Genomic DNA, 25,295 nt, shown 5'->3' with positions numbered 1-25,295 from the left:
GGCGTTCTCCGCCAACCACGGCCCCCTGCGACGTCCCCCATCGGAAGGTCTACTTCGCCATGTCCAAGCACGCCCTTTTCGGCCTTGACCGCCTGACGCGGACCCACAAGCTCTCCGCCGCCGGCATCGCCGCGGCCGGTGCCGCCGCCCTCGCCTTCACCGTCGTACCGGGCGCGGACGCCGGTCAGACCACCGGACAGGCCACGGCCGCGAACGTGCAGCCCGTCGCCTTCAGCACCACCGTCGGCAGCGCGGCGCAGGCCCAGCAGACCACCATCGCCAAGCAGGCCGACGCCTCCACGAAGGCCGGCAAGGCCGAGGCCGCCGCCAAGGCGAAGGCCGCCGCGAAGGCCAAGGCCGAGGCCGAGGCCAAGGCGAAGGCCGCGAAGGAGCGCGCCGCCGAGCGGACCGCCAGCCGGTCCACCGACCGCGCCGCGCTGCCCACCGCCGCGAAGACGCCGGTCAAGACCTACGCGAACAACCTCGACGGCTGGATCCGCCAGTCCCTCGACATCATGAACAGCAAGGGCATCCCCGGCTCGTACGACGGCATCTACCGCAACATCATCCGGGAGTCCGCGGGCAACCCGATGGCCATCAACAACTGGGACATCAACGCCGTCAACGGCGTGCCCTCCAAGGGCCTGCTCCAGGTGATCGCCCCGACCTTCCAGGCGTACCACGTCGCCGGCACCTCCTGGGACATCTACGACCCGGTCGCCAACATCACCGCCGCCTGCAACTACGCGGCCGACAAGTACGGCTCGATGGACAACGTCAACTCGGCCTACTGAGCCGGACCGCGTCCGCACCGCCGAGGGGCGGCACCCGATCACGGGTGCCGCCCCTCGGCGGTGGTGCGCTACGGGCGCCGGGTCACTTGCGCATGACCTCCGGCTCGTGGCGGCGCAGCAGGCGCGCCACGACGAAGGCGAGGGCGACGCCGAGCGTGATCAGGATGATCATGTCCATCACGTAGACACCGGGCTGGTGCTGCCACAGCGGATCGGGGTTGGCGGGCGTCCCCTTGATCGGGTTGGCCGGCTCCCAGGGCAGCAGGCGGTTCATGTCGGCGGTCGCACCCATCGCGGCGACGGCCCAGCGCGACGGCATCAGCCAGGAGAACTGCGCGACACCGAGCGTGTCGAACAACTGGAAGAGCACGCCGGTGAAGACGACCTGGACGATGGCGAACATGACCAGCAGCGGCATGGTCTTCTCGGCGGTCTTGACCAGCGCGGAGATGATCAGGCCGAACATCATCGAGGTGAAGCCGAGCGCGATGATCGCCAGCGTCATCTCGACGCCCGGCGCGTTGCGGAAGATCACGCCCTCGTCGGGCATCGTCCGCGTGGAGAAACCGATCACCGAGATGATCACGCCCTGGAAGGCGGTGGCCACGCCCAGGACGATCACCTTGGACATCAGATACGCCGACCGCGACAGGCCGGTGGCCCGTTCGCGCTCGTAGATGACCCGCTCCTTGATCAGCTCACGTACGGAGTTGGCGGCGCCGGAGAAGCACATACCGACCGCGAGGATCAGCATGATCGTGGAGGCGTCACGGTTCGCGCCGTGCCGGTTGTCCGGCCCGTATCCGAAGCCGTAATCGCTGGGAATCAGCATCGAGACGATGCCGAGGACCGCGGGCAGCGCCAGCATCAGGACCAGGAAGCCGCGGTCGGAGGCGAGCACCGACACGTAGCGGCGCATCAGCGTCCACAGTTGCGAGCCCCAGCTCTGCGACTGCTGCGCCCGGGCGGGCGGCGCCTGGAGCTGCACCGACTGCGGGGCGACCGCGTCGATGTCCGCCGCGTACATCTGGTAGTGCGGGGAGCCGCGCCAGCGGCCCATCCAGTCGTAGTCGCGGTAGTTCTCGAACGCCGAGAAGACGTCGGCCCAGGTGTCGTACTGGAAGAAGTTCAGCGCCTCCTCGGGCGGGCCGAAGTAGGCGACGCCGCCGCCCGGCGCCATGACCAGCAGCTTGTCGCAGATGCCCAGCTCGGCGACGGAGTGCGTGACGACCAGGACGGTCCGCCCGTCGTCGGCGAGACCGCGCAGCAGTTGCATGACGTCGCGGTCCATGCCCGGGTCGAGACCGGAGGTCGGCTCGTCGAGGAAGATCAGCGACGGCTTGGTGAGCAGCTCCAGGGCGACCGAGACGCGCTTGCGCTGACCGCCGGAGAGCGAGGTGACCTTCTTGTCCCGGTGCACATGGAGCTTCAGCTCGTGCAGCACCTCGTCGATACGCGCCTCACGCTCGGCCTCCGCGGTGTCGCCGGGGAAGCGGAGCTTGGCGGCGTAGCGCAGCGCCTTCTGGACGGTCAGCTCCTTGTGCAGGATGTCGTCCTGCGGGACCAGACCGATGCGCTGCCGCAGCTCGGCGAACTGCTTGTAGAGGTTCCGGTTGTCGTAGAGGACATCGCCCTCGTTGGCGGGGCGGTAGCCGGTGAGCGCCTTGAGCAGCGTCGACTTGCCGGAGCCGGACGGGCCGATGACGGCGATCAGCGACTTCTCCGGAACGCCGAACGACACGTCCTTGAGGATCTGCTTGCCGCCGTCGACGGTGACCGTCAGGTGGCGCGCCGAGAAGGAGACGTCGCCGGTGTCGACGAACTCCTCCAGCCGGTCGCCGACCAGGCGGAACGTGGAGTGACCGACGCCGATGATGTCGTTCGGGCCGATGAGGGCGGAGCCGGACTTGGGGACCGGCTGACCGTTGACGTAGGTGCCGTTGTGGCTGCCGAGGTCACGGATCTCGAAACGGCCGTCGGGAGTGGCGTGGAACTCCGCGTGGTGGCGGGAGACCTGGAGGTCGGAGACGACCAGCTCGTTCTCCAGCGCACGGCCGATGCGCATCACCCGGTCCATTTCCAGCCGGTGGAATGTGGTCGGGCTGCGGTCGCCCTGCGGCTGCCGGGCACCGCCGCCCGCCTGCGGGGCCGGCTGCCGGGCCTGCGGAGGCTGGTGAGCCTGCTGCGGCTGGTGGGCCTGCTGCGGGACGTAGGGCTGCTGCGCGGCCGGCGGCTGGTGGCCCTGCTGGACGGGCGGCTGCTGCTGCGCCGCCGGCTGCTGCCAGCCCTGGGCGGCGGCCTGCTGCGGCGCGGCGGGCGCGCTGTAGGCACCGGCGGCCGGTGCGGCGGCGTCCGACAGCGCGAGCCGCGGACCGTCGGTGGCGTTGCCCAGGTGCACGGCCGAACCGGCGCCGATCTCCGTCCGCTGGATCCGCTGCCCCTGGACGTACGTGCCGTTGGTGCTGCCCTGGTCTTCGATGACCCAGCCGTGGCCGGCCCACCGCACGACGGCGTGACGCCAGGAGACCCTGGCGTCGTCGAGCACCAGGTCGCCCTGCGGATCACGGCCCACGCTGTAGGACCGGGACGGATCGAGCGTCCAGGTCCTACCGTTCAATTCCAGTACGAGTTCAGGCACTCCACGCCCCATTACATAGTCCCCCGAGTGACGCCCTGTATGGGAATCCAGGGTTGGTGAACATCGTGGGGAACTATTTCAGGCTCGGCCCGCCTACCGGAAACCGGGACGCGGGCCCGGCGCACCCCGCGTACGGCACGCCCGTACGAAGGCCCGGACGGCACCCGTCAAACCACACCGGAGCGGCGAAACCGTCCACCGCGATCCGCCCCGGACCGGTCCGTTCCGGCCGCCGGGAGGGCCGGAACGGACCGGTGGGCGGGTGCGGACACGAGTCCATAACGATCAGGTGCGGGGCGGTCCTGGGCCGTCCCGGGCAGGCGCCGCGGGCCGATACCGCAGCTCCGGGGCCGTGCCCGGGGCCACTGTGCGCGGCGGTCCGAACGACGGACAGATGTACGGACGGACGCGGCGGGCGGTTACCGTAAAGGCACCATGAGCGCATCGCAGACCCCGCCTGCCACCGCCGTACCGGGCGATGACGTACCGACCCTTCTCGTGAAGATCTTCGGGAAGGACCGGCCCGGCATCACCGCTGGTCTCTTCGACACCCTCGCCGCCTACTCCGTCGATGTCGTGGACATCGAGCAGGTCGTGACCCGTGGCCGCATAGTGCTGTGCGCACTGGTCACCGTGCCCTCCTCCGGGGCCGACGGCGCCTCCGAGGGCGGCCTGCGGGCCACCGTCCACAGTTGGGCCGAGTCGCTGAACCTCCAGGCGGAGATCATCTCCGGCCGGGGCGACAACCGGCCACGCGGCACCGGACGGTCCCACATCACCGTGCTGGGCCATCCGCTGACCGCCGAGTGCACCGCCGCGATCACCGCCGCCATAACGTCCTGCGGCGGCAACATCGACCGGATCTTCCGGCTCGCCAAGTACCCGGTGACGGCCGTGGAGTTCGCGGTCTCCGGCGCCGCCACGGACGCGCTGCGCTCCGTCCTGGCACCGGAGGCGGCCCTCCTCGGCGTCGACGTCGCCGTGGTGTCGGCGGGACTCCAGCGCCGGGCACAGCGGCTGGTCGTCATGGACGTCGACTCGACACTGATCCAGGACGAGGTCATCGAACTGTTCGCGGCGCACGCCGGCTGCGAGGCGGAGGTCGCCGAGGTCACCGCGCAGGCGATGCGCGGCGAGCTGGACTTCGAACAGTCACTGCACGCCCGGGTCGCCCTGCTGGCCGGGCTCGACGCCTCCGTCGTGGAGAAGGTCCGCAAGGAGGTACGGCTCACGCCGGGCGCCCGCACCCTCGTCCGCACCCTCAAGCGGCTCGGCTACCAGGTCGGCGTCGTCTCCGGCGGATTCACCCAGGTCACCGACGCACTCCAGGAAGAGCTGGGGCTGGACTTCGCCGCCGCCAACACCCTGGAGGTCGCGGACGGCAAGTTCACCGGCAAGGTCACCGGCGAAATCGTCGACCGCGCCGGAAAGGCACGGCTGCTCCGCAGCTTCGCGCACCAGGCCGGAGTACCGCTGGCCCAGACCGTCGCCATCGGCGACGGCGCCAACGACCTGGACATGCTCAACACCGCGGGCCTCGGCGTCGCCTTCAACGCCAAACCGGTCGTCCGCGAGGCCGCCCACACCGCGGTCAACGTCCCCTTCCTCGACACCGTGCTCTACCTGCTCGGCATCACACGTGAAGAGGTCGAGGCGGCGGAGACGCATTTGGGGTGAGGGGGGTGGGGTGAGGGGGTTGGGCTTCGGGGCCCCTTGGGGGGCCTCCCCCCTCCCCACCCTCCCCTCCCCCAAGCGGTCGGACCATCGGCCCCGGTCGTTCGCGTACGAACCGACCGGTACGGCCCCGGTCCCTTCCTGAGCCGGTACCTCCACAGCCCAGCTCTCGCACAGCCCGCTCCCTCCACGGGCTGGTTCCTGCACGGTCCGCTCCCCGCCCGGCTCAGCCTGGGCACACGGACCGGCCCCGCGCGGTCCTGCCCCCCAGGCTCGAAGCCTCGGGGGCAGGCCCCGTTCGCCCCAGGTGCAGGGGGTGCGGTCCTTACTCGTGGGGCGGCCAGTACGCGGTGAGGCGTCCCACGCCGTGCTCGACGGACTTCCATGAGCCGTTGAACTCGATGACGGCCATCGCCGAGGTGGGGAATCCGCCGCGGTTCATGCGCGCCAGCAGGTCTCCTTCCGCCTCGCCCGCCAGTGCGTCGGCGAGTGCGTGGACGCCCGGGTTGTGGCCGACCACGAGGAGGTTGGTGACTTCGTCGGACGTTTCGTTGAGCACCGCGATGAGTTCGCCGAGCGACGCCTCGTAGAGCCGGTCGTCGTAGACGGTCCTGGGGCGCTGGGGCAGCTCGCCGACGAAGAGCTTCCATGTCTCGCGGGTGCGGGCGGCGCTTGAGCAGAGGGTGAGGTCGGGGGTGATCCCGGCCCCGGCCAGCCGTCGTCCGGCTGCGGGGGCGTCCATACGGCCGCGGTCGGCGAGCGGGCGCTCATGGTCGCTCTCTTGTGTCCATTCGGCCTTGGCGTGTCGGAGGAGGACGATCCGGCGAGGTGTATCGGCGCTCATGCGTCCCAGCTTCGCATGAAAGACGGCGCGGGGCGCGGGGTGTTGGAAGGCTCCCCTCCGGGGGTGACGGCGCTCCGCGGCGGTCAGGCGGAGAGGGCGCGGGCCGCTATCTCCAGGAGGTGTGTCACCGCGGTGGGTGCCGGTGCGGCGGAGGCCGCCGGCAGGGCGAGCAGGAGCGTGAAGGGGACGACGGGGAGTGCCGGCGCCCACCACGGCAGCTCTCGCCGTGCGGGCGCGGTGCGGGGCGCGGGCCGGGTCGCGGCGCGCGGGGGCACGGGGACGGTGGTGTGGCGGGATGCGGCGGGCATGGTCGCCTCCGTACGGATCGGAGCGCGCCGCGGGTGGGGCGGGGCGCCACCGCGGGGTGCGGTGTTCTTCGAAGGTACGAGGAACGGGTGAGCGTTCCTATCCGGGATGACCCCCAGTGATCCCGTAGGGGATCTGTTCGCCCATCGGCCCGGGGCCCGCGCGGGCGCCGCCGTCCGGCCGGGGCCGCCCGAGGGGGGCGGCGCGGGGACCCGCTCCGGAAGCCGCACCTCGCGCCACCCGCCGGAGTCCTCCGTAAGGGCGGTGCCTCCCAGCGGACACCGACCGCCGGGACGGGCGCCGCCGTGTCATACACCCCGGGCGTACGCGCACAGGCCCCGGTCCGGTGCGTCAGTTGGCGGCGATGCTCGCGATGACGGCGATGACGACGGTGACGGCGAGCATCACGCCGAGGACGGTGAGCAGCTTCTTCTGGCCGCCCTGGGGATTGGGTTCGAGTACAGGCATGGGGTCAGTGTCGCACTCAGGTCTCGTCCTCGATGCGGCGGTCCCGGCCGGCGAGCACGCCCACCGCGATCTGCGGCACCATCAGGCCCGCCATCAGCGCGATCGGGATGCCCCAGCCGCCGCTGTGCTGGTAGAGGGCGCCGACGAGGAGCGGGCCGGGGAGGGAGATGAGGTACCCGACACACTGGGCGAAGGCGGAGAGCTTGACGACGCCGGCGGCGCTGGTGGCGCGCATCCCGATCATGGTGAGGGCGAGCGGGAAGGCGCAGTTGGAGATGCCCATGAGGAGGGCCCAGAGCCAGGCGCCGGAGGCGGGGGCGAACCAGAGCCCGGCGTAGCCGGCGAGGCCGCAGAGGCCGAGGGAGGCGGCGAGCGGGCCCTGGTGGCGCATGCGGGAGGCCATCCGCGGCAGGACGAACGACAGCGGCACGCTGATGGCCATGGTGACGGCGAGGAGGACACCGGCGGTGCCCGCGGAGACCCCGGCGTCGCGGAAGATCTGCGGCATCCAGCCCATCGTGATGTAGGCGGCGGTGGCCTGAAGGCCGAAGAAGACCGCCAGTGACCAGGCGGTCGGTGAGGTGGCGATGCGGATCGGGCGTTCCGCGGCGTGGCCGGCGGCGCCGGGTGCGGCGGTGGTGCCGCGGCGGCGCACGATCAGGATCCAGGGGATCACGGCGGCGACGGCGAGGGCGGCCCAGAGGGCGAGGCCGGGGCGCCAGCCGCCGACCGCGGCGGTCAGCGGGACCGTCGTGGCGGCGGCGAGGGAGGTGCCGAGGGCCAGGGCCATGGAGTAGACGCCGGTCATCGGGCCGACGCGGTCGGGGAACCAGCTCTTGATGACGACGGGCAGGAGGACGTTGCTGACCGCGATGCCGGCGAGGGCGAGTGCGCTGGCGGTGAGGAAGCCGGCGGTGTTGCCGGTGAAGGGGCGTACGGCGACGCCGACGGCGATGGCGGCCATACCGGCACAGACGACGGCGCCGGGACCGAGGCGCCGGGCGAGCCGGGGGGCGGCGATGCCGAACGCGGCGAAGCAGAGGGCGGGGACGGAGGTGAGGAGTCCGGCGACGGTGCCGCTCATGCCGAGCCCGGCGCGTACCTCTTCCATGAGGGCGCCGAGGCTGGTGATGGCGGGGCGGAGGTTGAGCGCGGCGAGGACGAGGCCGGCGATGACGACGCCGCCGAGCCAGCGGGGCGGGGCCGGGGCGTCCGTCACGGGGCGTCCGTCGTCGGCGGTGCTGCCGGTGGGGGGTGCGGTGGTGCCGGGGGCCGGCCGGTCGGCGGCGTGGAGTGTCGCCAGGTCGTCTTCTGCCATGCCCTCATCATAGAATCATAGGATGATTGCCTGTCCAGTCGACGGTGGCCGCCCTCTCCCCGGCGCCCTGCCCGGCCCGGTCCCGGCGGCGCCGTCCACCACCGCCCTCTCCCCGTACCCCGGAGCGCAGCCATGCCCCTGACCTCCCCCCGCCGCTCCGCGCTGGCGGATCAGGTGATCGCGCAGTTGCGCGCCCAGATCACCTCCGGCGAATGGCCCGTCGGCGCGCGCATCCCCACCGAACCGGAGCTGACCGAGCAGCTCGGGGTGGCCCGGAACACCGTGCGGGAGGCCGTGCGGGCGCTGGCGCACAACGGGCTGCTGGACATCCGGCAGGGCTCGGGCACCTACGTCGTGGCCACCAGTGAGCTGGCCGGGGTGATGAACCGCCGGTTCGCCGACGCCGACCCCGGGCACATCGCCGAGGTGCGCAGCACCCTGGAGGCATCGGCGGCGCGGCTGGCCGCCCGCCACCGCACCGCGCACGACCTGCGGCAGCTCGACACCCTTCTGGAGCGCCGGGAGCGCGCCTGGGAGTCGGGGGCGGCGGACGCGTTCGTCGAGGCGGACGCGACGCTGCACATGGCGGTGGTCGCGGCCTCGCACAACGACGTGCTGGCGGAGATCTACGCCGACCTCGGGGGCGTACTCCGTGACTTCCTGCGCGCCGACGTCGGGGAGGAGCTGCGTCCGGAGGCCCATATGGACCACGCGCGGCTGGTGGCGGCGATCCGGGAGGGCGACGGCGAGCGGGCGGCGGCGGAGGCGAGCCTGCTGCCGTTCGGCTGCCGGGCGGCGCTGCGCGGCCCCGGCTGATCCGCTCCCCGCCGCCGTACGGCCCCCGAACGTCTCCTGCCCGCCCCGGCGGACCGGGACGGGCAGGAGAGCGGGCGGGACGGACGGGTGACGGTGCGTCAGGGGCCGTCCGCGCGCCGTGCGGTGCGGGCGGGGGTGGTCAGGCGCCCATCATGTGCACGCCGCCGTCGACGTGCACGATCTCGCCGGTGGTACGCGGGAAGAAGTCCGACAGCATGCCGACGACGCCGCGGCCGGCCGGCTCCGGGTCGGCGAGGTCCCAGCCGATCGGGGCGCGGTGGTTCCACACGTCCGCCAGGGACTCGAAACCGGGGATGGACTTGGCGGCCATCGACTTGATCGGACCGGCCGAGACGAGGTTGCAGCGGACGCCCTTGGGGCCGAGGTCGCGCGCCAGGTAGCGGTTGGTGCTCTCCAGCGCCGCCTTGGCCACACCCATCCAGTCGTACTTCGGCCAGGCGATCTGCGCGTCGAAGGTCATACCGACGATGGCGCCGCCGCGCTCCATGAGCGGCAGGCAGGCCATGGCCAGCGACTTGTAGGAGTACGCCGAGACCTGGACCGCGGTGCCGACGTCCTCCCAGCTCGCCTCCAGGAAGTTGAAGGCGCCCTGCGGGCCGAAGGCGATGGAGTGCACGATGCCGTCGAGGCGGGCGTCCTCGCCCTGGTGCTCGCGGATCTTGTCGGCGAGACCGTCCAGGTGCTCCTGGTTGGTGACGTCCAGCTCGATGACCGGCGCCTCCTTGGGGAGCCGCTTGGCGATCCGCTCGACGAGGGAGAGCCGGCCGAAGCCGGTCAGGATGACCTCGGCGCCCTCGTTCTGGGCGGTCTTGGCCGCCTGGAACGCGATCGACGACTCGGTCAGCACTCCGGTGACCAGAATGCGCTTGCCTGCGAGGATTCCACTCATGCTGATCAGTGACCCATGCCCAATCCGCCGTCCACGGGAATGACGGCTCCGGTGATGTACGCGGCCTCGTCGGAGGCCAGGAAGCGGACCGAGGCGGCGATCTCCTCGGGCTGGGCGTAGCGCGCCAGCGGCACCTGCTTCACGATGCTCTCCCGCTGCTCGTCGGTGAGCGCACGGGTCATGTCGGTGTCGACGAACCCGGGGGCGACGACGTTGAAGGTGATGTTACGGCTGCCCAGCTCCCGGGCGAGCGAGCGGGCGAAGCCCACCAGGCCCGCCTTGGAGGCCGCGTAGTTCGCCTGGCCCGCGCCGCCGAGCAGCCCGACCACGGACGAGATCAGCACGACGCGTCCCTTACGGGCCCGCAGCATGCCGCGGTTGGCGCGCTTGACCACGCGGAAGGTGCCGGTGAGGTTGGTGTCGAGGACGGAGGTGAAGTCCTCCTCGGACATCCGCATCAGAAGCTGGTCGCGGGTGACACCGGCGTTGGCCACCAGCACCTCGACCGGACCGTGCTTCTCCTCGATCTCCTTGTACGCCTGGTCCACCTGCTCGGCGTCCGTGATGTCGCATTTCACGGCGAGGAACCCCTCGGGGGGCTCGCCCGACCGGTAGGTGATGGCGACCTTGTCGCCGGCCTCGGCGAAGGCGCGGGCAATGGCGAGGCCGATGCCGCGGTTGCCTCCGGTGACCAGAACCGAGCGGCTCACGAGATCACCCTTTCGTTTCCTGATCCGTCTGCGTTTGGAATGAAACTATCGGTCACCGGGCCCGTACGGAGAATCGAGGCCGGACAGGGGCGGCGCGCCGTGACTGTCGGGTCCCTACAGAAGCGGCTGTCCGCACCGTCCACAGCGACCGTGGCGCTGCCCGTCCGGCGCCCGGTACGGACCGTCGTGTGGTGGATCCCTCCAATCCGCGACCGGTGTGCGCGCGGGCGGCGGGCACGTTCGCCGGGCGGGCCCCGGACGGCGGCGCCGGGCGGTGCCGGGGCGGCCGCGGCCCGGGCCCGTACGGGAGCGGGGACGGGGGCGGTCCGGGGAGGCGAGGGCGGTGGACACGCAGCGAATAGACTGTCGCCTCGTCCTCCCGTCCGGGAACCACAACCGATCAGGAACGCCATGACACGCCTCGGCGAATCCGTCGCCCGCGCCACGACCCTGCTCTCCGCCGACCTCTCCACGGACACCACCGTCCAGGAGCTGCTCCGGGAGACGGGCGCGCGGCGCTATCTCGACCTGACGGATCTGCCGCCGAAGGAGCAGGCGGCGCTGATCGCGGGGCGCGCCGTCGAGGTGCTGCCGGGTGTGGAGAAGCTGGCGGAGCGGATCGAGGAGCGCCGCGCCGCGGGCGAGGGGCTCCACATCAAGCTGGGCATCGACCCGACCGCGACCGATGTGCACCTCGGGCACGCGGTGCCGCTGATCGTGCTGAGCCGGTTCCAGCGGCTGGGCCACTCCGTCACGCTGATCATCGGTGACTTCACCGCCAAGATCGGCGACCCGTCGGGCCGTACCGCCGAGCGTCCGCCGCTGACCGACGAGGACATCGCGGCCAACCTCGCCACCTACCGCGAGCAGGTCCGCCCGTTCTTCGACTTCGAGAAGGTCAGCTTCCGGCAGAACAGCGAGTGGCTGGCGCCGTACACCTTCCCGGAGCTGCTGTCGCTGCTCTCGCAGGTCCCGGCGTCGCAGTTGCTGCAGCGCGAGGACTTCCGCAACCGGCTGGCGGCCGGGTCCGGGCTGACGATGACGGAGCTGCTGTACCCGATCGCGCAGGGCCTGGACTCCGTGGCGCTCGCCTGCGACGTCGAACTGGGCGGCTCCGATCAACTGCTCAACCTCCAGATGGGCCGCAAGCTGATGGAGCTGCGCGGGCAGCAGCCGCAGTTGGTCGTGACGATGCCGCTGATCGAGGGCACCGACGGCACCGGCGCCAAGATGTCGAAGTCGAAGGGGAACTACGTCGGTCTGAGCGCCCCCGCCGACGACGTCTTCGGCAAGATCATGTCGGTGCCGGACCGGCTGATGGAGCCGTACCTCAAGGCGTGGACGGAGTGGACCGACGACGAGATCGCCCTCGCCCTCGAGCGGGTCGAGGAGCGGTCGCTGCACCCGATGGATCTGAAGAAGATCCTCGCGGGCGAGGTCGTGACCGCGCTGTACGGCCTGGAGGCGGCGATGGCCGCGCGGGCCGGGTTCACCGCGCAGTTCTCCAAGAAGTCGTTCACCGATGTCGGTTCGCTGCCGTCCGTCGATGTCGCGGCGCACGGCGCGGAGAGCGTCGCGGCGGTGCTGACGAAGGTCCTGGAGTTCACGCCGAGCGCCTCGGCCGCCCGGCGGCTGGCGAAGCAGAACGCGCTGAAGCTGGTCGTCGAAGGCGCCGACGGGCAGCAGACGGTGGTGATCGCCGAGGCGGACGCGGTGCGGCCGCTCGCCGAGGTGGTGGCCGAGGCGCCGTCCGGCGAGGGTGTGTACCTCAAGGCGGGCCGCAAGCTCGCCAAGGTCGAGGGCGTCTGACGGCCCTTTCCTCACGGCTCGTCCGGACGGCCGGTGCGCGGGTGCGCACCGGCCGTCCGGCGCGTTCGGGGCCTGCCCCGGTCAGGTGCGGCGGGCGCGGTTGCCGCGTACGCCGACCCAGAGGCGGTCCCCGGCGGCGACGATGATGACCGCGCCGATGAGCTGGAAGAGGTGGCGGATCCAGTCGATGCCCCGGGTGTCGTTGACGCCGAGGCCGGTGGCGGCCCAGTTGCCCAGGACGCTGCCGATCAGACCGCAGAGCACCGTCAGCCAGAGCGGGATCTGCTGTTTGCCGGGGATGATGGCCTTGGCGATCAGTCCCAGGATCAGACCGACGATGAGGGCCCACAACCAATTCATGTCGCCTCCTGGTTCGGCGCGGGAGCGGACCGTGCCCCGCCAGTGTCGCGCCGCACCCGCCACACCGCACGCGGAGCCGGAGCGGGTACGGGCCCGGACTCCGGTGGCGGCCCCGGTCTCGTCCGCGGCGCGGGGGCGGCGTACCGTGTCAGTGTCCGGAATCGGGGAGAATCCGGCGGGACTCCGGTCGTGTCCGCACCGTCCCGCCCACCCCGCGGCGTCCCGGCGGACGGCGGGGCGGACAGACGGCGGCCGCGGGATGCGGCCTGGCAGATGGTGGAGCGTGATGCGGAAGCAGAGCAGCGCCGAGACCTTCCGGATCACGGGGGCGCGGCGGGGGTTGTCGGAGGATGTGCGCGGGCGGCAGCGGCGCTATGTGATCTCGATGACCGTGCGGACGCTGGCCGTGGTGCTCACCGTCGTGCTGTGGAACGTCGAACGGCCGGTCGCCATCGCCACGCTGGTGCTGGGCTTCGCGCTGCCGTACGTCGCGGTGGTGATCGCCAACGCGGGCCGGGAGAACGTGACGTCGCTGCCGTCGACGTTCGTCGCCGCGCCGACGCGGCCGGCGCTCGCGTCCGGCGGCGGGCCGGTGGCGGATCCGGCGGACGGGGCGGCGGACCCGGGTGGTCGGGGCCCGGCCGCCGACTGACCTGCGGGGTATCGCGCCGGTAGCGTCGCGCCCCGCGCAGGCTCAAGAAAACCTCAGCTCAATCATTCCGTTCCGGTGCACCTCGCCGAGCGGCGCGTGACATACTGCGTACGCGCTCCGCATCCCCCGTCGGAGCGATGGACCGACGCCGGGCGGCTCCCCCCGTGGCTGCCCGGCGTCGTCCTGTATCCGCCGCCGTGGCACGGGAGTTGACGTACCGTCCGGTGGCCCGCCCGATGTGCCCGAGCCGCGCCGGTCCGCGGAACGTAGGGTGAAGGGCGTGAACCTCCCGAACGTGCCGGACTCCGGCGACAGTGCCGTCATCTGCTCCGCGAAGGGCTGCCGTGCGCCCGCCGTGTGGGTGCTGGCCTGGAACAACCCGAAGCTGCACACCCCTGAGCGCCGTAAGACCTGGCTCGCCTGCGAGGAGCACCGGGAGCATCTGTCGCAGTTCCTCGGCGTCCGCGGATTCCTCAAGGACGTGGTGTCGCTGGAGGAGTGGGAGTCCGCGGACCGGGAGGGCTGAGCGCCGCGCGGCCGGTGGACCGGCGGTCAGCCGCCGATCGCCGACATGGGGCGGTCCGGCTGGTGGAACGACGGGTCGTCCAGGCCCGATCCGGCTTTCTTGCCCCACATGGCGCGCTCCCAGATGCGCACGAGGGTGTCGTCCGGGGCGCCCGAGCGCAGGGCGGCGCGCAGATCGGTCTCCTCGGTGGCGAACAGGCAGGTCCGTATCTGGCCGTCGGCGGTGAGCCGGGTGCGGTCGCAGGCGTGGCAGAACGGGCGGGTGACGGAGGCGATGACGCCGACGCGGTGCGGTCCGCCGTCCACGATCCAGCGTTCGGCGGGGGCCGCGCCGCGCCGCTCCTCGCCCTCGGGGGTGAGGGTGAAGCGGGTGCGCAGCGAGGCGAGGATGTCGCCTGCGGTGATCATGCCGTCGCGCTGCCAGCCGTGCTGGGCGTCGAGCGGCATCTGCTCGATGAACCGCAGCTCGTAGCCGTGCTCGATGGCCCAGGCGAGGAGGTCGGGGGCCTCGTCGTCGTTGCGGCCGGGCATCAGGACGGTGTTGACCTTGACGGGAGTGAGGCCGGCGGCGTGGGCGGCGGCGAGGCCGCGGAGCACGTCGGCGTGGCGCTTGCGGCGGGTCATGGCCTGGAAGACATCCGGGCGGAGGGTGTCCAGGGAGACGTTGACGCGGTCGAGTCCGGCGTCGCGGAGGGCTTCGGCGGTGCGCTCCAGGCCGATGCCGTTGGTCGTCAGGGACATCCGGGGGCGGCGGGCGAGCCGGGCGACGCGGGCGATGATGCCGGTCAGTCCGGGGCGCAGCAGGGGCTCGCCGCCGGTGAAGCGGACCTCGTCGATGCCGAGGCGGTCGACGGCGAGGGTGATGAGGCGGACGATCTCGTCGTCGGTGAGCAGATCGGGTTTGGCGAGCCACTGCAGGCCCTCTTCGGGCATGCAGTACGTGCAGCGCAGATTGCAGCGGTCCGTGACGGAGACGCGCAGGTCGGTGGCGACACGTCCGAAGGTGTCGATAAGCACGAGGCCCCTCCCGGGTGCGGTCCCTGTGGTGTTCGTCGCTCCTTCGAGCCTACGCGATGGGGCTGACAGCGGGCAGGCGTGAGACGCACGAGGACGGGGCGGTGGCGTCGTAGGGAGCTACGACGCCACCGCCCCGTCCGGATGCCGGTCAGTGCGCTCCGGTGCCGGTCAGGGAGCGGACCTCCAGTTCGGCGTACTTGTCGGCGTCCGGCTTCTCGGTGGAGAGCAGGGAGCCCAGCCAGCCGAGGAGGAAGCCCAGCGGGATGGAGATCAGGCCGGGGTTCTCCAGCGGGAAGAAGGCGAAGTCGGCGGCGGGGAACATCGAGGTCTCCTTGCCGGAGACGACGGGTGAGAAGAGGACCAGCAGCACCGAGGCGGTGAGGCCGCCGTAGATGGACCAGAGGGCGCCCTGGGTGGTGAACCGCTTCCAGAAGAGGCTGTAGAGGAGCGTCGGGAGGTTGGCGGAGGCGGCGACGGCGAAGGCGAGGGCGACGAGGCCGGCGACGTTGAGGCCGCGGGCGAAGACGCCGAGGACGATGGCGACGGCGCCGATGCCGACGGTCGCCCAGCGGGCGGCGCCGACCTCCTCCTTCTCGGTGGCGTCCCCCTTGCGGATCACGTTGACGTAGATGTCGTGGGCGAACGACGAGGAGGAGGCGAGGGTGAGGCCCGCGACGACGGCGAGGATGGTGGCGAAGGCGACGGCGGAGATGACGGCGAGGAGGACCGCGCCGCCGGTGGATCCGGCGCCGCCGCCGATGACCTCGGCGAGCTGCGGGGCGGCGGTGTTGCCCGCCTTGTTGGCGGCGGTGATCTCCTCGGGCTTGATGAGGGCGGCGGCGCCGAAGCCGAGGGCGATGGTCATCAGGTAGAAGACGCCGATGATGCCGATCGCCCAGTTCACGGACTTCCGGGCGGCCTTGGCGGTGGGGACGGTGTAGAAGCGGATGAGGATGTGCGGCAGTCCGGCGGTGCCGAGGACGAGGGCGAGGCCGAGGGAGATGAAGTCGATCTTCGAGGTGGCGGTGGTGCCGTACTTCAGGCCGGGCTCCAGGAAGGCGGCGCCCTTGCCGCTGTTCTCGGCGGCGGCGCCGAGCAGCGCGGAGATGTTGAAGTGGAACTTCAGCATCACGAGGAATGTGATCAGCAGCGTGCCGGCGATCAGCAGGACGGCCTTGACCATCTGCACCCAGGTGGTGCCCTTCATCCCGCCGATCGTGACGTAGAGGATCATCACGATGCCGACGAGGACGACGACGAGGATCTTGCCGGTTTCGCTGGTGATGCCGAGGAGCAGGGTGACGAGGGCGCCGGCGCCGGCCATCTGGGCGAGCAGGTAGAAGATCGAGACGACGATGGTGGAGGTGCCGGCGGCGGTGCGGACCGGGCGCTGGCGCATCCGGTAGGCGAGGACGTCGCCCATCGTGTAGCGGCCGGAGTTGCGCAGCGGTTCGGCGACCAGGAGCAGGGCGACGAGCCAGGCGACGAGGAAGCCGATGGAGTAGAGGAAGCCGTCGTAGCCGGAGAGGGCGATGGCTCCGGCGATGCCGAGGAAGGACGCGGCGGACATGTAGTCGCCGGAGATGGCGAGGCCGTTCTGGAAGCCGCTGAACTGGCGTCCTCCGGCGTAGAAGTCCTCGGCGCCGCGGGTCTGGCGGCCGGCCCAGAGGGTGATGGCCAAGGTGGCGGCGACGAAGACGGCGAAGAGGCTGATGATCAGGGTGCGGTGTTCGCCCGCGCCGCCGGCGGCGAGCGGCAGGGCGAGCGGGTGCGCGGCGGTCATGCGTCGCCCTCCAGGCGGTTCTTGATGGCTTCGGCCTTCGGGTCGAGGCGCTTCGCGGCGTGGCGGGAGTACCACCAGGCGATGAGGAACGTCGTCAGGAACTGCGCGAGGCCCAGGACGAGGGCGACGTTGACGTTACCGGCGACCTTGATCGCCATGAAGCCGCCCGCGTAGCTCGACAGCAGGACGTAGACGAGGTACCAGAGGACGAAGGCGAGGGTGAGGGGGAAGGCGAACGCGCGGTGGCCGCGGCGCAGTTCGCCGAATTCCGCACTCCGCTGGACCTCGGTGTACGGGTGCGGTGCGCGCCCGGGGGCCGCGTCACCGGCGGGCGGGGCGGTGGCGGTCGGGGGCCCGGCGGGGCCGGGCGGTTCCTGCGGCCCGGGGCCGGTGGGCGGTGCGCTGCTCACGGTTTCTCCTGACGCATGGTGTCCGCGGCGGACCCGGTCCACCGCGGACCCGATGGTAAAGGGCGCGTAAGTGATAGGGATCACGCATCGTAGAGGTGGTGCGGGTGTGGCGACAGGGGGTGTGGGAGGAAATCCACCGGAGTAGGGGGCGCTCGGGGGGGGCGGTGTGCGCTGCCCTCCGGCGGGCGCTCCGGCGGGTGGAGGGCGAGGTCGCGCCGGTGCCGCCGGACATCGGGGCGGCGCGCGAAGGGTGTTGGCACCGGGCGGCCGGGGTGCGGGAGGGGCGGCGGGCTCGGACGGCGGTGTCCGGCCGGGCGGAGCCTCGGAGTTCGGCGGCCCGTCGGGGGCGGGGAGGACGTACGCCCCGGCGGCGGTCACGGGCCACCCCGGGGCGGGCGGCGGGCGAGCGGTGCGGAGCGCGGTCGGGCGCGGGCGGAGTGCGGGCCGTCCAACGCGGCTCGGCCGCCGGTGTGTTCAGACGCGGACGGGGCGCGGTCCGGTGGGCGCGGGCGGTGCGGTGCGTGCGGTGGTGCGCAACAGGCCCAGAGTCAGGGCGAGTTGGGCGGCGATGTAGGTGAGCATGATCCAGAACTGCGGGGCGGGGGCCTGGGGCCAGGCGGCGATCCCGGTGGCGATGAGGGTGTCGGAGAGCAGGAAGAGCAGCCCGCCGGCGGTGGCGTACGGTCCGGCCCGCAACGCCCCGAAGGCCATACCGGTCAGCAGCAGGCTGTATCCGGCGACCGGGCCCCGCAGGTCCGCGGGGAGACCGGGCCACAGCAGGGCGACGAGGACGGCCCAGGCGAGTACGTACCCCCCGGCCGCCGCGGCGGTACGGGCCCGGCCGGGCGCGGTGCCGTGCCGGGCGAAGAGGACGAGGTAGCAGACGTGTCCGGCGGCGAATCCGGCCATGCCCAGCAGGAAGAGGAGGTCGCCGCCGATCTGCAGCAGGGTGTCGCCGCAGCACCCGAGGAGCAGCGCCGCCGCCACCAGCGGCGGACCGCCCCGGGCGAGGGCGTACCCGGCGAGGACCGGCATCAGCGCCGGTTTGGTGGCCGGCACCACGGCGTGCGCCACAGCGCCCGCACCGCCGTCGGCCCCGGCGGCGGCACCGACGAGCAGCGCGACGAGATGAACGGCGGCCAACGCCGCGAACACGGCCAGCAGCGCACGCGCGGCACGAGGCCGGGGGCGCGGCGGATTCACCCGGCACCCCGCTCGGCGGCGGACGGCACGGAGGCAGGGGCGGGGGCGGACGATTCGAGGGCGGACCGCACCGGGGCGGGGACGGACGGCACCGGGGTGGGCGATCCGGGGGCGGACGACGCGGCCGCAGGGGCGGACGGCACCGGGGCCGCCGCTTCCGGGGCCGCCGCTTCCGGGGCCGCCGCTTCCGGGGCCGCCGCTTCCGGGGCCGCCGCTTCCGGGGCCGGGCCCGCGGAACCCGGCCCGGTCGGCCCCGCGGGCTGCCAGCCCGGGCCGCGGAAGACGCGGCCCGCTCGCTCGCGCCAGGTGGCGGCGGTGCGGAGGTCGCGGGCGATGGCGGCGTACTCGTGGGTGGCGACGCGCAGCGGGTTGTACGTGGCGATGTTCTTGGTGAGGCCGTAGACGGGGCGCTCGGTCTCCGGGACGAAGGAGCCGAACATCCGGTCCCAGACGATGAGGATGCCGCCGAAGTTGCGGTCCAGGTAGCCGCCCTGGGAGGCGTGGTGCACCCGGTGGTGGGAGGGCGTGTTCAGGACGTACTCGACGGGCCGGGGGAGCTTGCCGACCCGTTCGGTGTGCACCCAGAACTGGTAGACGAGGTTGACGCCGGAGCAGAAGGCGACGGCCGCCGGGTGGACGCCGAGCGCGATCATCGGGAGGTAGAACGGCCAGACCGTCCAGCTCGTCCAGGGCTGCCGCAGCGCGGTGGTGAGGTTGAACTTCCGGCTGGAGTGGTGGACGACGTGGCACGCCCACAGGACGCGTATGACGTGGTGCCCGCGGTGTGACCAGTAGTAGAGGAAGTCCTGGGCGAGGAGCATCAGGAGCAGCGTCCACCAGACCACGGGCACCCGTAGCGGGGTGAGGGCGTAGAGGGCGGAGTAGATCGCCACGATCGGGATCTTCCACAGGGCGTCGAAGACGAGACTGCCCAGTCCCATGCCGACGCTGGTGGCCGCGTCCTTGACCTCGTAGCCGGCGGCGTCCTCGTCGGGACGCAGCCGGTAGCTCACCACCTCGACGGCGGTGAGCAGGACGAACGCGGGGACGGACCACAACACGACATCGGGAAGGTGCGGCATACCCGGCACGATAAGCGCGGTTCCGGGGGCCGGACCAGAGGGAGTTACCGAGAAGTATGTAAGACGGAGTGTCAGTTCCCGGCGAGGGCTACCGTCGGTAACCAATCATCGGGAGAATGCCCCGCTTGAATGCTATTTGCCCGTTTCCCTTTGTGGTGGCCGCCGTTGGCCGGACGGGTGCGGCGACGGGCGGAGTCCGGCCACGGGGACGACGGGGGGTGCGGTGGCTGTCAGTGGTGGCCCGTATCCTCAGGGACCATGCTCGAAGACCACACAGCAGCCGACCCGATCGCGCCGAGGATCGGGCAGCAGCCGGGCCCGCAGACCCCGCCGGTCCCCTGGCCGGACGCCTACCCCGAGGGGTACGCCGTGGTCGACGTCGAGACCACCGGCCTCGCCCGGGACGACCGGATCATCTCCGCCGCCGTCTACCAGCTCGACGCCCGGGGCGAGTTCCAGGACCGCTGGTACACCCTGGTCAATCCCGAGCGCGACCCCGGGCCGGTGTGGATCCACGGCCTGACCAGCGAGGTGCTGGCCGATGCGCCGCTCTTCCCGGAGATCGTGCCCGAGCTGTCCCGGCGCCTCGAAGGCCGCGTCCTGGTCGCCCACAACGCCATGTTCGACTGGTCGATGATCGCCCGCGAGTACGCCCGCGCCACGGCCGTCGCCCCGGTGAGCCGGCGGCTGTGCACCATCGCCCTCTCCAAGGAGCTGGGCCTGCCGCTCGCCAACCACAAGCTGGAGACCCTCGCCGCCCATTACGGCGTGGTCCAGGAGCAGGCGCACCACGCGCTGGACGATGCCCGGGTGCTGGCCGAGACCTTCCGGCCGAGCCTGCGCCGCGCCGCCCGGGAGAACCTCCGGCTCCCGCTGCTGGCCTGCCAGCCGCTCACCGAGTGGTCCGAGACCCCGGCGCCCCGGCAGTACCCGGGCGCCTCCTCCTCGTACCGCCCCACCTCCTGGCGTCCCGCCCGTAAGCGTCCGGCCTGCCCGTATCCCAATCCGGGGCGGTACGAGGCCGGGGGCAGGCTGGTGCAGGGCATGCGGGTGGCGTTCTCCGGGGACACCTCCGTCGACCGGGAGCTGCTGGAGGACCGCGCGATCGAGGCCGGGCTGCATGTCGCGACGAGCCTGTCCCGCCTGACCAGCCTGCTGGTGACCAACGATCCGGACGCGCGGACCTCCAAGACCGCCAAGGCCCGCACGTTCGGCACCACCGTCATCGACGAGGCGGCCTTCATGCAGCTCCTCCAGGACGTCCGGCCCGCCGCCGGGTGACCGCGGCGGCGGCCGGCCGGTGCCCGCTGCGCCGGTCGGGTGCCGCGCCCGCGACCCGGGGCCGATGGCCTTGCCCCGTCCCGCCGCGGTCCGCACGATGCGGCGCATGACTCGTTGCGAAGTATGCGGAAACGACTACGACCTGGCCTTCCACGTGGAGACCAAGGACGGCGCCCGGCACACTTTCGACTCCTTCGCCTGCGCCATCCACCGCATGGCGCCGATCTGCGATCACTGCCGGGTCCAGATCATCGGCCAGGGCGTCGAGGCCGAGGGGCAGTGGTTCTGCGGCGCCCACTGCGCCCGCGCCGCCGGGAAGCAGGGCATCGTCGACCGGGTCTGAGCGGCGCCGCCGCCCGCCCCGTACGGGAGCGCCGCGGGCAGGACCCCCTGCTCGGCGGCGTTCGCGCGCCAGGTACCGTCGAAGCCGTGTACCGCTTCCTGTTGTCCCGGCAATGGGTGATCCTCACCCTCGTGGGCCTCGCCATGATCCCGGCCATGGTCAAGCTGGGCTTCTGGCAGTTCCACCGTCATGAGCACCGGGTCGCGCAGAACCAGCTCATCGACCGCAGCCTCCACGCGAAGCCGGTACCGGTCACCGAACTGACCGCCCCGGGGCGCCCCCTGCCCCGCGCCGACATGTGGCGCACGGTCACCGCCACCGGTACGTACGACACCGCGCACGAGGTCGTCGTCCGCCAGCGCACCGCCGCCGACGAGTCGACCATCGGCTACTACGTCCTCACCCCGCTCGACCTCGGCCACGGCGGGACGGTGCTGGTCAACCGCGGTTGGATCGCGGCCGGCGGCGACCTCACCAAGTTCCCGGACGTGCCCGCCGCGCCGCGCGGCACGGTCACCGTGACCGGCCGGATGATGGCCGACGAGACCACCGAGGGCAGCGGGATCAAGGACCGGCAGGGTCTGCCCGACCGCCAGGTCATGCTGATCAACAGCGCGCAGCAGGCGAAGCTGCTGCACCGCCCGGTCCTCGCCGGGTACATCGAGCAGACCGCGCCGAAGACCCCGCACAACACGCCCGAGCTGGTGCCGGACCCGGACCACGACAGCATCGGCCCGCACATGGCGTACGCCGTGCAGTGGTGGCTGTTCGCGGCGGCGGTGCCGGTCGGCTGGGTCGTCCTCGTCCGCCGCGAGCGCCGCGACCGGATGGCCGCGGCGGCGGACACGGACGGGACCGACGGGACCGACGGGACGGACACGGCGGAGCCGGGCGCCACCGGGTCCGGACCGGACGCGCGGGAGGCGGACACCGCGGGCGCCGCTCCGGCGGACGCCTCCGTAGCCCGGACGGCCGCCACCCCCGAATAGCGGCGCGGCCCGGCGGGAAGGCCCGCTGGGTGCCCCCACGCATCGAGGACTACGCGCTCATCGGCGATCTGCAGACCGCCGCCCTCGTCGGCCGGGACGGGTCGATCGACTGGCTCTGCCTGCCGCGCTTCGACTCCGGTGCCTGCTTCGCCGCCCTCCTCGGCGACCGCGACAACGGCCACTGGCTGATGGCGCCCGCCCACCCGGACGCCCGCGCCACCCGCTCCTACCGCGGCGACTCCCTCGTCCTCGACACCGTCTGGGACACCCCGGACGGCAGCGTCAAGGTCACCGACTTCATGCCGCAGCGCGACCGCGCCCCCGACGTCGTCCGCATCGTCGAGGGCCTGCGCGGCCACGTCCCGATGCGCGGGGTGCTGCGGCTGCGGTTCGACTACGGCCGGGTGGTGCCGTGGATGCGCCGCGCCGAGGGCTGCCGGTCCGCCGTCGCCGGCCCGGACGCCGTCTGGCTGCGCACCGAACCGCAGGTCACGACGTACGGCAAGGACTTCAGCACCCGCTCGGAGTTCACCGTCGCGCCCGGCGAGCGCTACGCCTCCGTCCTGACCTGGCATCCCTCGCACCATCCGCGGCCGCGGATCATCGACCCGTACGACGCCCTCGACTGCACCCTCGACGACTGGCGCGAGTGGTCGGCGCGGTGCCGCTACACCGGGCCGCACCGCGACGCCGTCCTGCGGTCACTGATCACCCTCAAGGCGCTGACGTACGGCCCGACCGGCGGCATCGTCGCCGCGCCCACCACCTCACTGCCCGAGGCGCTCGGCTCCGTCCGCAACTGGGACTACCGCTACTGCTGGCTGCGCGACGCCTCGCTGACCCTCACCTCGCTGATCGGCGCGGGCTATCTCGACGAGGCGGCCGCCTGGCGGGACTGGCTGCTGCGCGCGGTGGCCGGGGCCCCCGAGGACCTCCAGATCATGTACGGCGTCGCGGGCGAGCGGCGGCTGCCGGAGTCCGAACTGCCCTGGCTGTCCGGGTTCGCCGCCTCCGCGCCCGTCCGCCTCGGCAACGCCGCCGTCGATCAGCGTCAACTCGATGTCTACGGCGAGGTGCTGGACGCCTTCCACGGCGCCCGCGTCGCCGGGCTGCCGTCCCAGCCGCACGCCTGGAACATCCAGCGCGCCCTGGTCGAGTACCTCGCCGGCACCTGGCGCGAACCGGACGAGGGCCTGTGGGAGATCCGCGGCCCGCGCCGGCACTTCGTCCACTCCAAGGTCATGGCCTGGGTCGCCGTCGACCGCGCGGTCCGCACCCTCGAAGCGGTCCCCGGCGCCCGCGGCGACCTGCGGCGCTGGCGGGAGCTGCGGGACACCATCCACCGCGAGGTCTGCACCCGGGGCTACGACGCCGCGCGGTCCACCTTCATCCAGTCCTACGGCTCCACCGCGCTGGACGCCGCGACCCTGCTCATCCCCCGCCTCGGCTTCCTGCCCGGCGACGACCCCCGCGTCATCGGCACCGTCGACGCGGTCCGCGCCGCGCTCACCCGCGACGGGCTGATCCTCCGCTACGCCACCGGCGACGGCGCGGCCGACGGGCTCCCCGGCGCCGAGGGCGCGTTCCTCGCCTGCTCCTTCTGGCTGGCCGAGGCGCTCCACCTGACGGGCCGCCGGCGCGAGGCCCGCGATCTGTTCTCCCGTCTCCTCGCGCTCCGCAACGACGTCGGGCTGCTCGCCGAGGAGTACGACCCGGTGGCCGGCCGGCAACTCGGCAACTTCCCGCAGGCGTTCAGCCACATCGGCCTGGTCGGAACCGCCTTCACCCTCTTCGGCGGGCCGGGGGCAGACTAGAGGCCATGGATCTAGGACTCACCGACCGGACGTACCTCGTCACCGGAGCCACCCGCGGCCTCGGCCTCGCCACCGCACGGGCGCTGACCGCCGACGGCGCGCGCACCGTCCTGACCGGCCGCTCCGCGGAGAGCGCCGCCGCGGCCGCCGCCGGACTGGGCGAACGGGCCGTCGGCGTCGCCGCCGACAACGCCGACCCGCGGACGCCGGAACGGCTGATCGCCACCGCCCGCGAACACTTCGGCCGCCTCGACGGCATCCTCATCAGCGTCGGCGGCCCGCCGCCCGGCACCACCGCCGCACTCACCGACGACCAGTGGCGCGACGGTTTCGAGACCGTCTTCCTCGGCGCGGTCCGCCTCGCCCGCGCCGTCGCCGCCGAACTGGGCGAGGGCGGCGTCATCGGCTTCGTCCTCTCCGGTTCGGTGTACGAGCCGATCGGCGGGCTGACCATCTCCAACGGGCTGCGCCCCGGGCTCGCCGGGTTCGCCAAGTCGCTCGCCGACGAGGTCGGCCCGCGCGGCATCCGCGTCGTCGGCATCCTGCCCGGCCGGATCGCCACCGACCGGATGACGCAGCTCGACGCGGCCTCCGGCGACCCCGAGGCGAGCCGCGCCCGCAACTGCGCGAAGATCCCGCTGGGCCGCTACGGCGACCCCGACGAGTTCGGCCGCACCGCGGCGTTCCTGCTCTCCCCCGCCGCGTCGTACGTCACCGGCGTGATGGTGCCGGTGGACGGCGGGGCTCTGCGGGGGTTCTGACGGAGCGGGGAACGGGGCCGGGCGGCGCGGATTCTGACGGGGCCGGCGGTGCGGCGCGGCGCGCGCATGGTGCGGGCAGGGCGCGGGCGCGTGGCCCGGGCTCCGCGCGAGGCGGTGCGGCGGTGCGGCGGGCGGTGCGACCCAGGGGCCGGCTCCGTGCCGCCCGGCCCCGCCCGCCGCGTCAGTTCACCCGCTCCGCCCGGTGCCGTACCGCCCGCAGCCGGAGTTCGGCGGGCAGCCGGGGCAGCCCGGTGGAGGTGCGGGCGTGCGCCACCGCCCCGTCCGACAGGCGCAGCAGAACCGCGCCGGGATCGGCGTGCGGGGCGAGCGCCACCACGGCCCGTAGCTGCGGCGCGGTCCGGCGGCCGCACAGCAGGGTGTCCGCGCGCTCCACCCCCTCCAGCGCCCCCGCCTCCGCCGCCACCGCGTCCTCCAGCGCCCGGCCGCGGACCGAGGCGCCCTCGCCGTCCCCGCTGTCGACCAGGAGCTGCCCCAGCCGGCGGCGCCGGAGCTGCGCCAGCAGCCACCACAGGAGCAGCAGCACCACGACGGCGAGGACGGCGATGACGACCGGCCACCACCAGCCGCGGTCCGTGTAGCGGGTACGGTCCGCCGCCGGCAGCAGCACCTCGTCGCGGCGCGTCCAGGGCCAGCCGTCGGGCAGCGTGAGGTGCCACGACGACGGCAGTCCCAGACCGGCGGCGAGCACCGCGGCGCCGCCGACCAGCAACACCGCTCCGATCAGCCCCAGCAGTACGCGGTTGACGCCGCGCCGGACCCTGCGCATC

General features: G+C 72.8%; 25 protein-coding genes. 11 read left to right on the top strand and 14 right to left on the bottom strand.

What is annotated here, in order from left to right; all coding sequences use genetic code 11:
* The first annotated feature begins 59 nt into the window (after positions 1–59).
* Positions 60–794 carry a transglycosylase SLT domain-containing protein gene (locus ACGH2B_RS22740; protein ID WP_399092927.1) on the top strand — a complete coding sequence of 245 codons (735 nt, stop codon included), beginning with the start codon at positions 60–62 and terminating at the stop codon, positions 792–794.
* Between the two features lie 82 nt (positions 795–876).
* Here ACGH2B_RS22740 and ACGH2B_RS22735 read toward each other — a convergent pair whose 3' ends face one another.
* Positions 877–3,444: an FHA domain-containing protein gene (locus tag ACGH2B_RS22735; protein WP_399092924.1), complete on the bottom strand. Its 2,568-nt coding sequence runs from the start codon at positions 3,442–3,444 to the stop codon at positions 877–879.
* 423 nt (positions 3,445–3,867) lie between these two features.
* On the opposite strand from ACGH2B_RS22735, the gene serB reads away from it, so the two are divergent.
* Complete coding sequence (gene serB / locus ACGH2B_RS22730; protein ID WP_399092921.1) at positions 3,868–5,109, top strand: phosphoserine phosphatase SerB; 1,242 nt, start codon at positions 3,868–3,870, stop codon at positions 5,107–5,109.
* A 322-nt stretch (positions 5,110–5,431) separates the two neighbouring features.
* Here the strand turns inward: serB and ACGH2B_RS22725 are convergent, their stop codons facing one another.
* The 4 genes from ACGH2B_RS22725 to ACGH2B_RS22710 form a co-directional block, all read right to left on the bottom strand.
* Positions 5,432–5,950 carry a SixA phosphatase family protein gene (locus ACGH2B_RS22725; RefSeq protein ID WP_399092918.1) on the bottom strand — a complete coding sequence of 173 codons (519 nt, stop codon included), beginning with the start codon at positions 5,948–5,950 and terminating at the stop codon, positions 5,432–5,434.
* Between the two features lie 83 nt (positions 5,951–6,033).
* Complete coding sequence (locus tag ACGH2B_RS22720; protein ID WP_399092915.1) at positions 6,034–6,258, bottom strand: hypothetical protein; 225 nt, start codon at positions 6,256–6,258, stop codon at positions 6,034–6,036.
* A 349-nt stretch (positions 6,259–6,607) separates the two neighbouring features.
* On the bottom strand, positions 6,608–6,724 hold the full coding sequence (locus tag ACGH2B_RS22715; protein ID WP_399092912.1) for an SGM_5486 family transporter-associated protein: 117 nt from the start codon (positions 6,722–6,724) through the stop codon (positions 6,608–6,610).
* A gap of 16 nt (positions 6,725–6,740) precedes the next feature.
* Positions 6,741–8,042 (bottom strand): CynX/NimT family MFS transporter, encoded by a 1,302-nt coding sequence (locus tag ACGH2B_RS22710; protein ID WP_399092909.1) that lies wholly within the window; start codon positions 8,040–8,042, stop codon positions 6,741–6,743.
* Between the two features lie 132 nt (positions 8,043–8,174).
* On the opposite strand from ACGH2B_RS22710, the gene ACGH2B_RS22705 reads away from it, so the two are divergent.
* Positions 8,175–8,858, top strand: a complete 684-nt coding sequence (locus ACGH2B_RS22705) for a FadR/GntR family transcriptional regulator (protein WP_399092906.1) — start codon at positions 8,175–8,177, stop codon at positions 8,856–8,858.
* A 139-nt stretch (positions 8,859–8,997) separates the two neighbouring features.
* Here the strand turns inward: ACGH2B_RS22705 and fabI are convergent, their stop codons facing one another.
* Together fabI and fabG are read right to left on the bottom strand one after the other, a co-directional pair.
* Positions 8,998–9,768, bottom strand: a complete 771-nt coding sequence (gene fabI / locus ACGH2B_RS22700) for an enoyl-ACP reductase FabI (protein ID WP_399092903.1) — start codon at positions 9,766–9,768, stop codon at positions 8,998–9,000.
* A 5-nt stretch (positions 9,769–9,773) separates the two neighbouring features.
* Positions 9,774–10,478, bottom strand: a complete 705-nt coding sequence (fabG, locus tag ACGH2B_RS22695; RefSeq protein ID WP_399092900.1) for a 3-oxoacyl-[acyl-carrier-protein] reductase — start codon at positions 10,476–10,478, stop codon at positions 9,774–9,776.
* Positions 10,479–10,889: 411 nt separating this feature from the next.
* Here fabG and tyrS point away from each other — a divergent pair, with 411 nt between their 5' ends.
* Positions 10,890–12,287 (top strand): tyrosine--tRNA ligase, encoded by a 1,398-nt coding sequence (gene tyrS / locus ACGH2B_RS22690; protein WP_399092897.1) that lies wholly within the window; start codon positions 10,890–10,892, stop codon positions 12,285–12,287.
* Positions 12,288–12,368: 81 nt separating this feature from the next.
* On the opposite strand, the gene ACGH2B_RS22685 is transcribed toward tyrS, so the two are convergent.
* A complete protein-coding gene (locus tag ACGH2B_RS22685; protein WP_399092894.1) occupies positions 12,369–12,647 on the bottom strand; it encodes a GlsB/YeaQ/YmgE family stress response membrane protein in 279 nt (92 codons plus the stop codon).
* A 286-nt stretch (positions 12,648–12,933) separates the two neighbouring features.
* On the opposite strand from ACGH2B_RS22685, the gene ACGH2B_RS22680 reads away from it, so the two are divergent.
* Both ACGH2B_RS22680 and ACGH2B_RS22675 read left to right on the top strand, forming a co-directional pair.
* On the top strand, positions 12,934–13,299 hold the full coding sequence (locus ACGH2B_RS22680; protein ID WP_399092891.1) for a DUF3099 domain-containing protein: 366 nt from the start codon (positions 12,934–12,936) through the stop codon (positions 13,297–13,299).
* Between the two features lie 280 nt (positions 13,300–13,579).
* A complete protein-coding gene (locus tag ACGH2B_RS22675; RefSeq protein ID WP_399092888.1) occupies positions 13,580–13,825 on the top strand; it encodes a hypothetical protein in 246 nt (81 codons plus the stop codon).
* Between the two features lie 26 nt (positions 13,826–13,851).
* Here ACGH2B_RS22675 and moaA read toward each other — a convergent pair whose 3' ends face one another.
* The 5 genes from moaA to ACGH2B_RS22650 form a co-directional block, all read right to left on the bottom strand.
* Entirely contained in the window at positions 13,852–14,841 is a 990-nt protein-coding gene (moaA, locus tag ACGH2B_RS22670) for a GTP 3',8-cyclase MoaA (RefSeq protein WP_399092885.1), read from the bottom strand.
* A 148-nt stretch (positions 14,842–14,989) separates the two neighbouring features.
* Positions 14,990–16,624 carry a cation acetate symporter gene (locus ACGH2B_RS22665; RefSeq protein ID WP_399092882.1) on the bottom strand — a complete coding sequence of 545 codons (1,635 nt, stop codon included), beginning with the start codon at positions 16,622–16,624 and terminating at the stop codon, positions 14,990–14,992.
* On the bottom strand, positions 16,621–17,034 hold the full coding sequence (locus ACGH2B_RS22660) for a DUF485 domain-containing protein (RefSeq protein ID WP_399092879.1): 414 nt from the start codon (positions 17,032–17,034) through the stop codon (positions 16,621–16,623). The genes ACGH2B_RS22665 and ACGH2B_RS22660 overlap by 4 nt, the downstream gene beginning before the upstream one ends.
* Positions 17,035–17,508: 474 nt before the next feature.
* Positions 17,509–18,189, bottom strand: coding sequence for a lysoplasmalogenase (locus ACGH2B_RS22655; RefSeq protein WP_399092876.1), 681 nt, complete (start codon positions 18,187–18,189; stop codon positions 17,509–17,511).
* 44 nt (positions 18,190–18,233) lie between these two features.
* Positions 18,234–19,319 carry a sterol desaturase family protein gene (locus ACGH2B_RS22650; protein WP_399092873.1) on the bottom strand — a complete coding sequence of 362 codons (1,086 nt, stop codon included), beginning with the start codon at positions 19,317–19,319 and terminating at the stop codon, positions 18,234–18,236.
* 258 nt (positions 19,320–19,577) lie between these two features.
* Here ACGH2B_RS22650 and ACGH2B_RS22645 point away from each other — a divergent pair, with 258 nt between their 5' ends.
* The 5 genes from ACGH2B_RS22645 to ACGH2B_RS22625 all read left to right on the top strand — a co-directional run bounded on the left by ACGH2B_RS22645 (position 19,578) and on the right by ACGH2B_RS22625 (position 24,507).
* On the top strand, positions 19,578–20,600 hold the full coding sequence (locus ACGH2B_RS22645; RefSeq protein ID WP_399092870.1) for a DEDDh family exonuclease: 1,023 nt from the start codon (positions 19,578–19,580) through the stop codon (positions 20,598–20,600).
* Between the two features lie 106 nt (positions 20,601–20,706).
* Positions 20,707–20,943 (top strand): hypothetical protein, encoded by a 237-nt coding sequence (locus ACGH2B_RS22640; RefSeq protein ID WP_345082672.1) that lies wholly within the window; start codon positions 20,707–20,709, stop codon positions 20,941–20,943.
* An 86-nt stretch (positions 20,944–21,029) separates the two neighbouring features.
* On the top strand, positions 21,030–21,932 hold the full coding sequence (locus ACGH2B_RS22635; protein ID WP_399092867.1) for an SURF1 family protein: 903 nt from the start codon (positions 21,030–21,032) through the stop codon (positions 21,930–21,932).
* 29 nt (positions 21,933–21,961) lie between these two features.
* Positions 21,962–23,746, top strand: coding sequence for a glycoside hydrolase family 15 protein (locus ACGH2B_RS22630; protein ID WP_399092864.1), 1,785 nt, complete (start codon positions 21,962–21,964; stop codon positions 23,744–23,746).
* A 5-nt stretch (positions 23,747–23,751) separates the two neighbouring features.
* Positions 23,752–24,507 carry an SDR family oxidoreductase gene (locus ACGH2B_RS22625; protein WP_399092861.1) on the top strand — a complete coding sequence of 252 codons (756 nt, stop codon included), beginning with the start codon at positions 23,752–23,754 and terminating at the stop codon, positions 24,505–24,507.
* Between the two features lie 181 nt (positions 24,508–24,688).
* Here the strand turns inward: ACGH2B_RS22625 and amaP are convergent, their stop codons facing one another.
* On the bottom strand, positions 24,689–25,294 hold the full coding sequence (amaP, locus tag ACGH2B_RS22620; RefSeq protein WP_399092858.1) for an alkaline shock response membrane anchor protein AmaP: 606 nt from the start codon (positions 25,292–25,294) through the stop codon (positions 24,689–24,691).
* Between the last annotated feature and the right edge of the window lies 1 nt (position 25,295).

Origin of the sequence: Streptomyces sp. BBFR2 (assembly GCF_044497305.1) — a bacterium.
Lineage (GTDB): Bacteria > Actinomycetota > Actinomycetes > Streptomycetales > Streptomycetaceae > Streptomyces.
The sequence above is the reverse complement of the archived record's forward strand: the minus strand, read 5'-3'. Positions and strand labels throughout refer to the sequence as shown.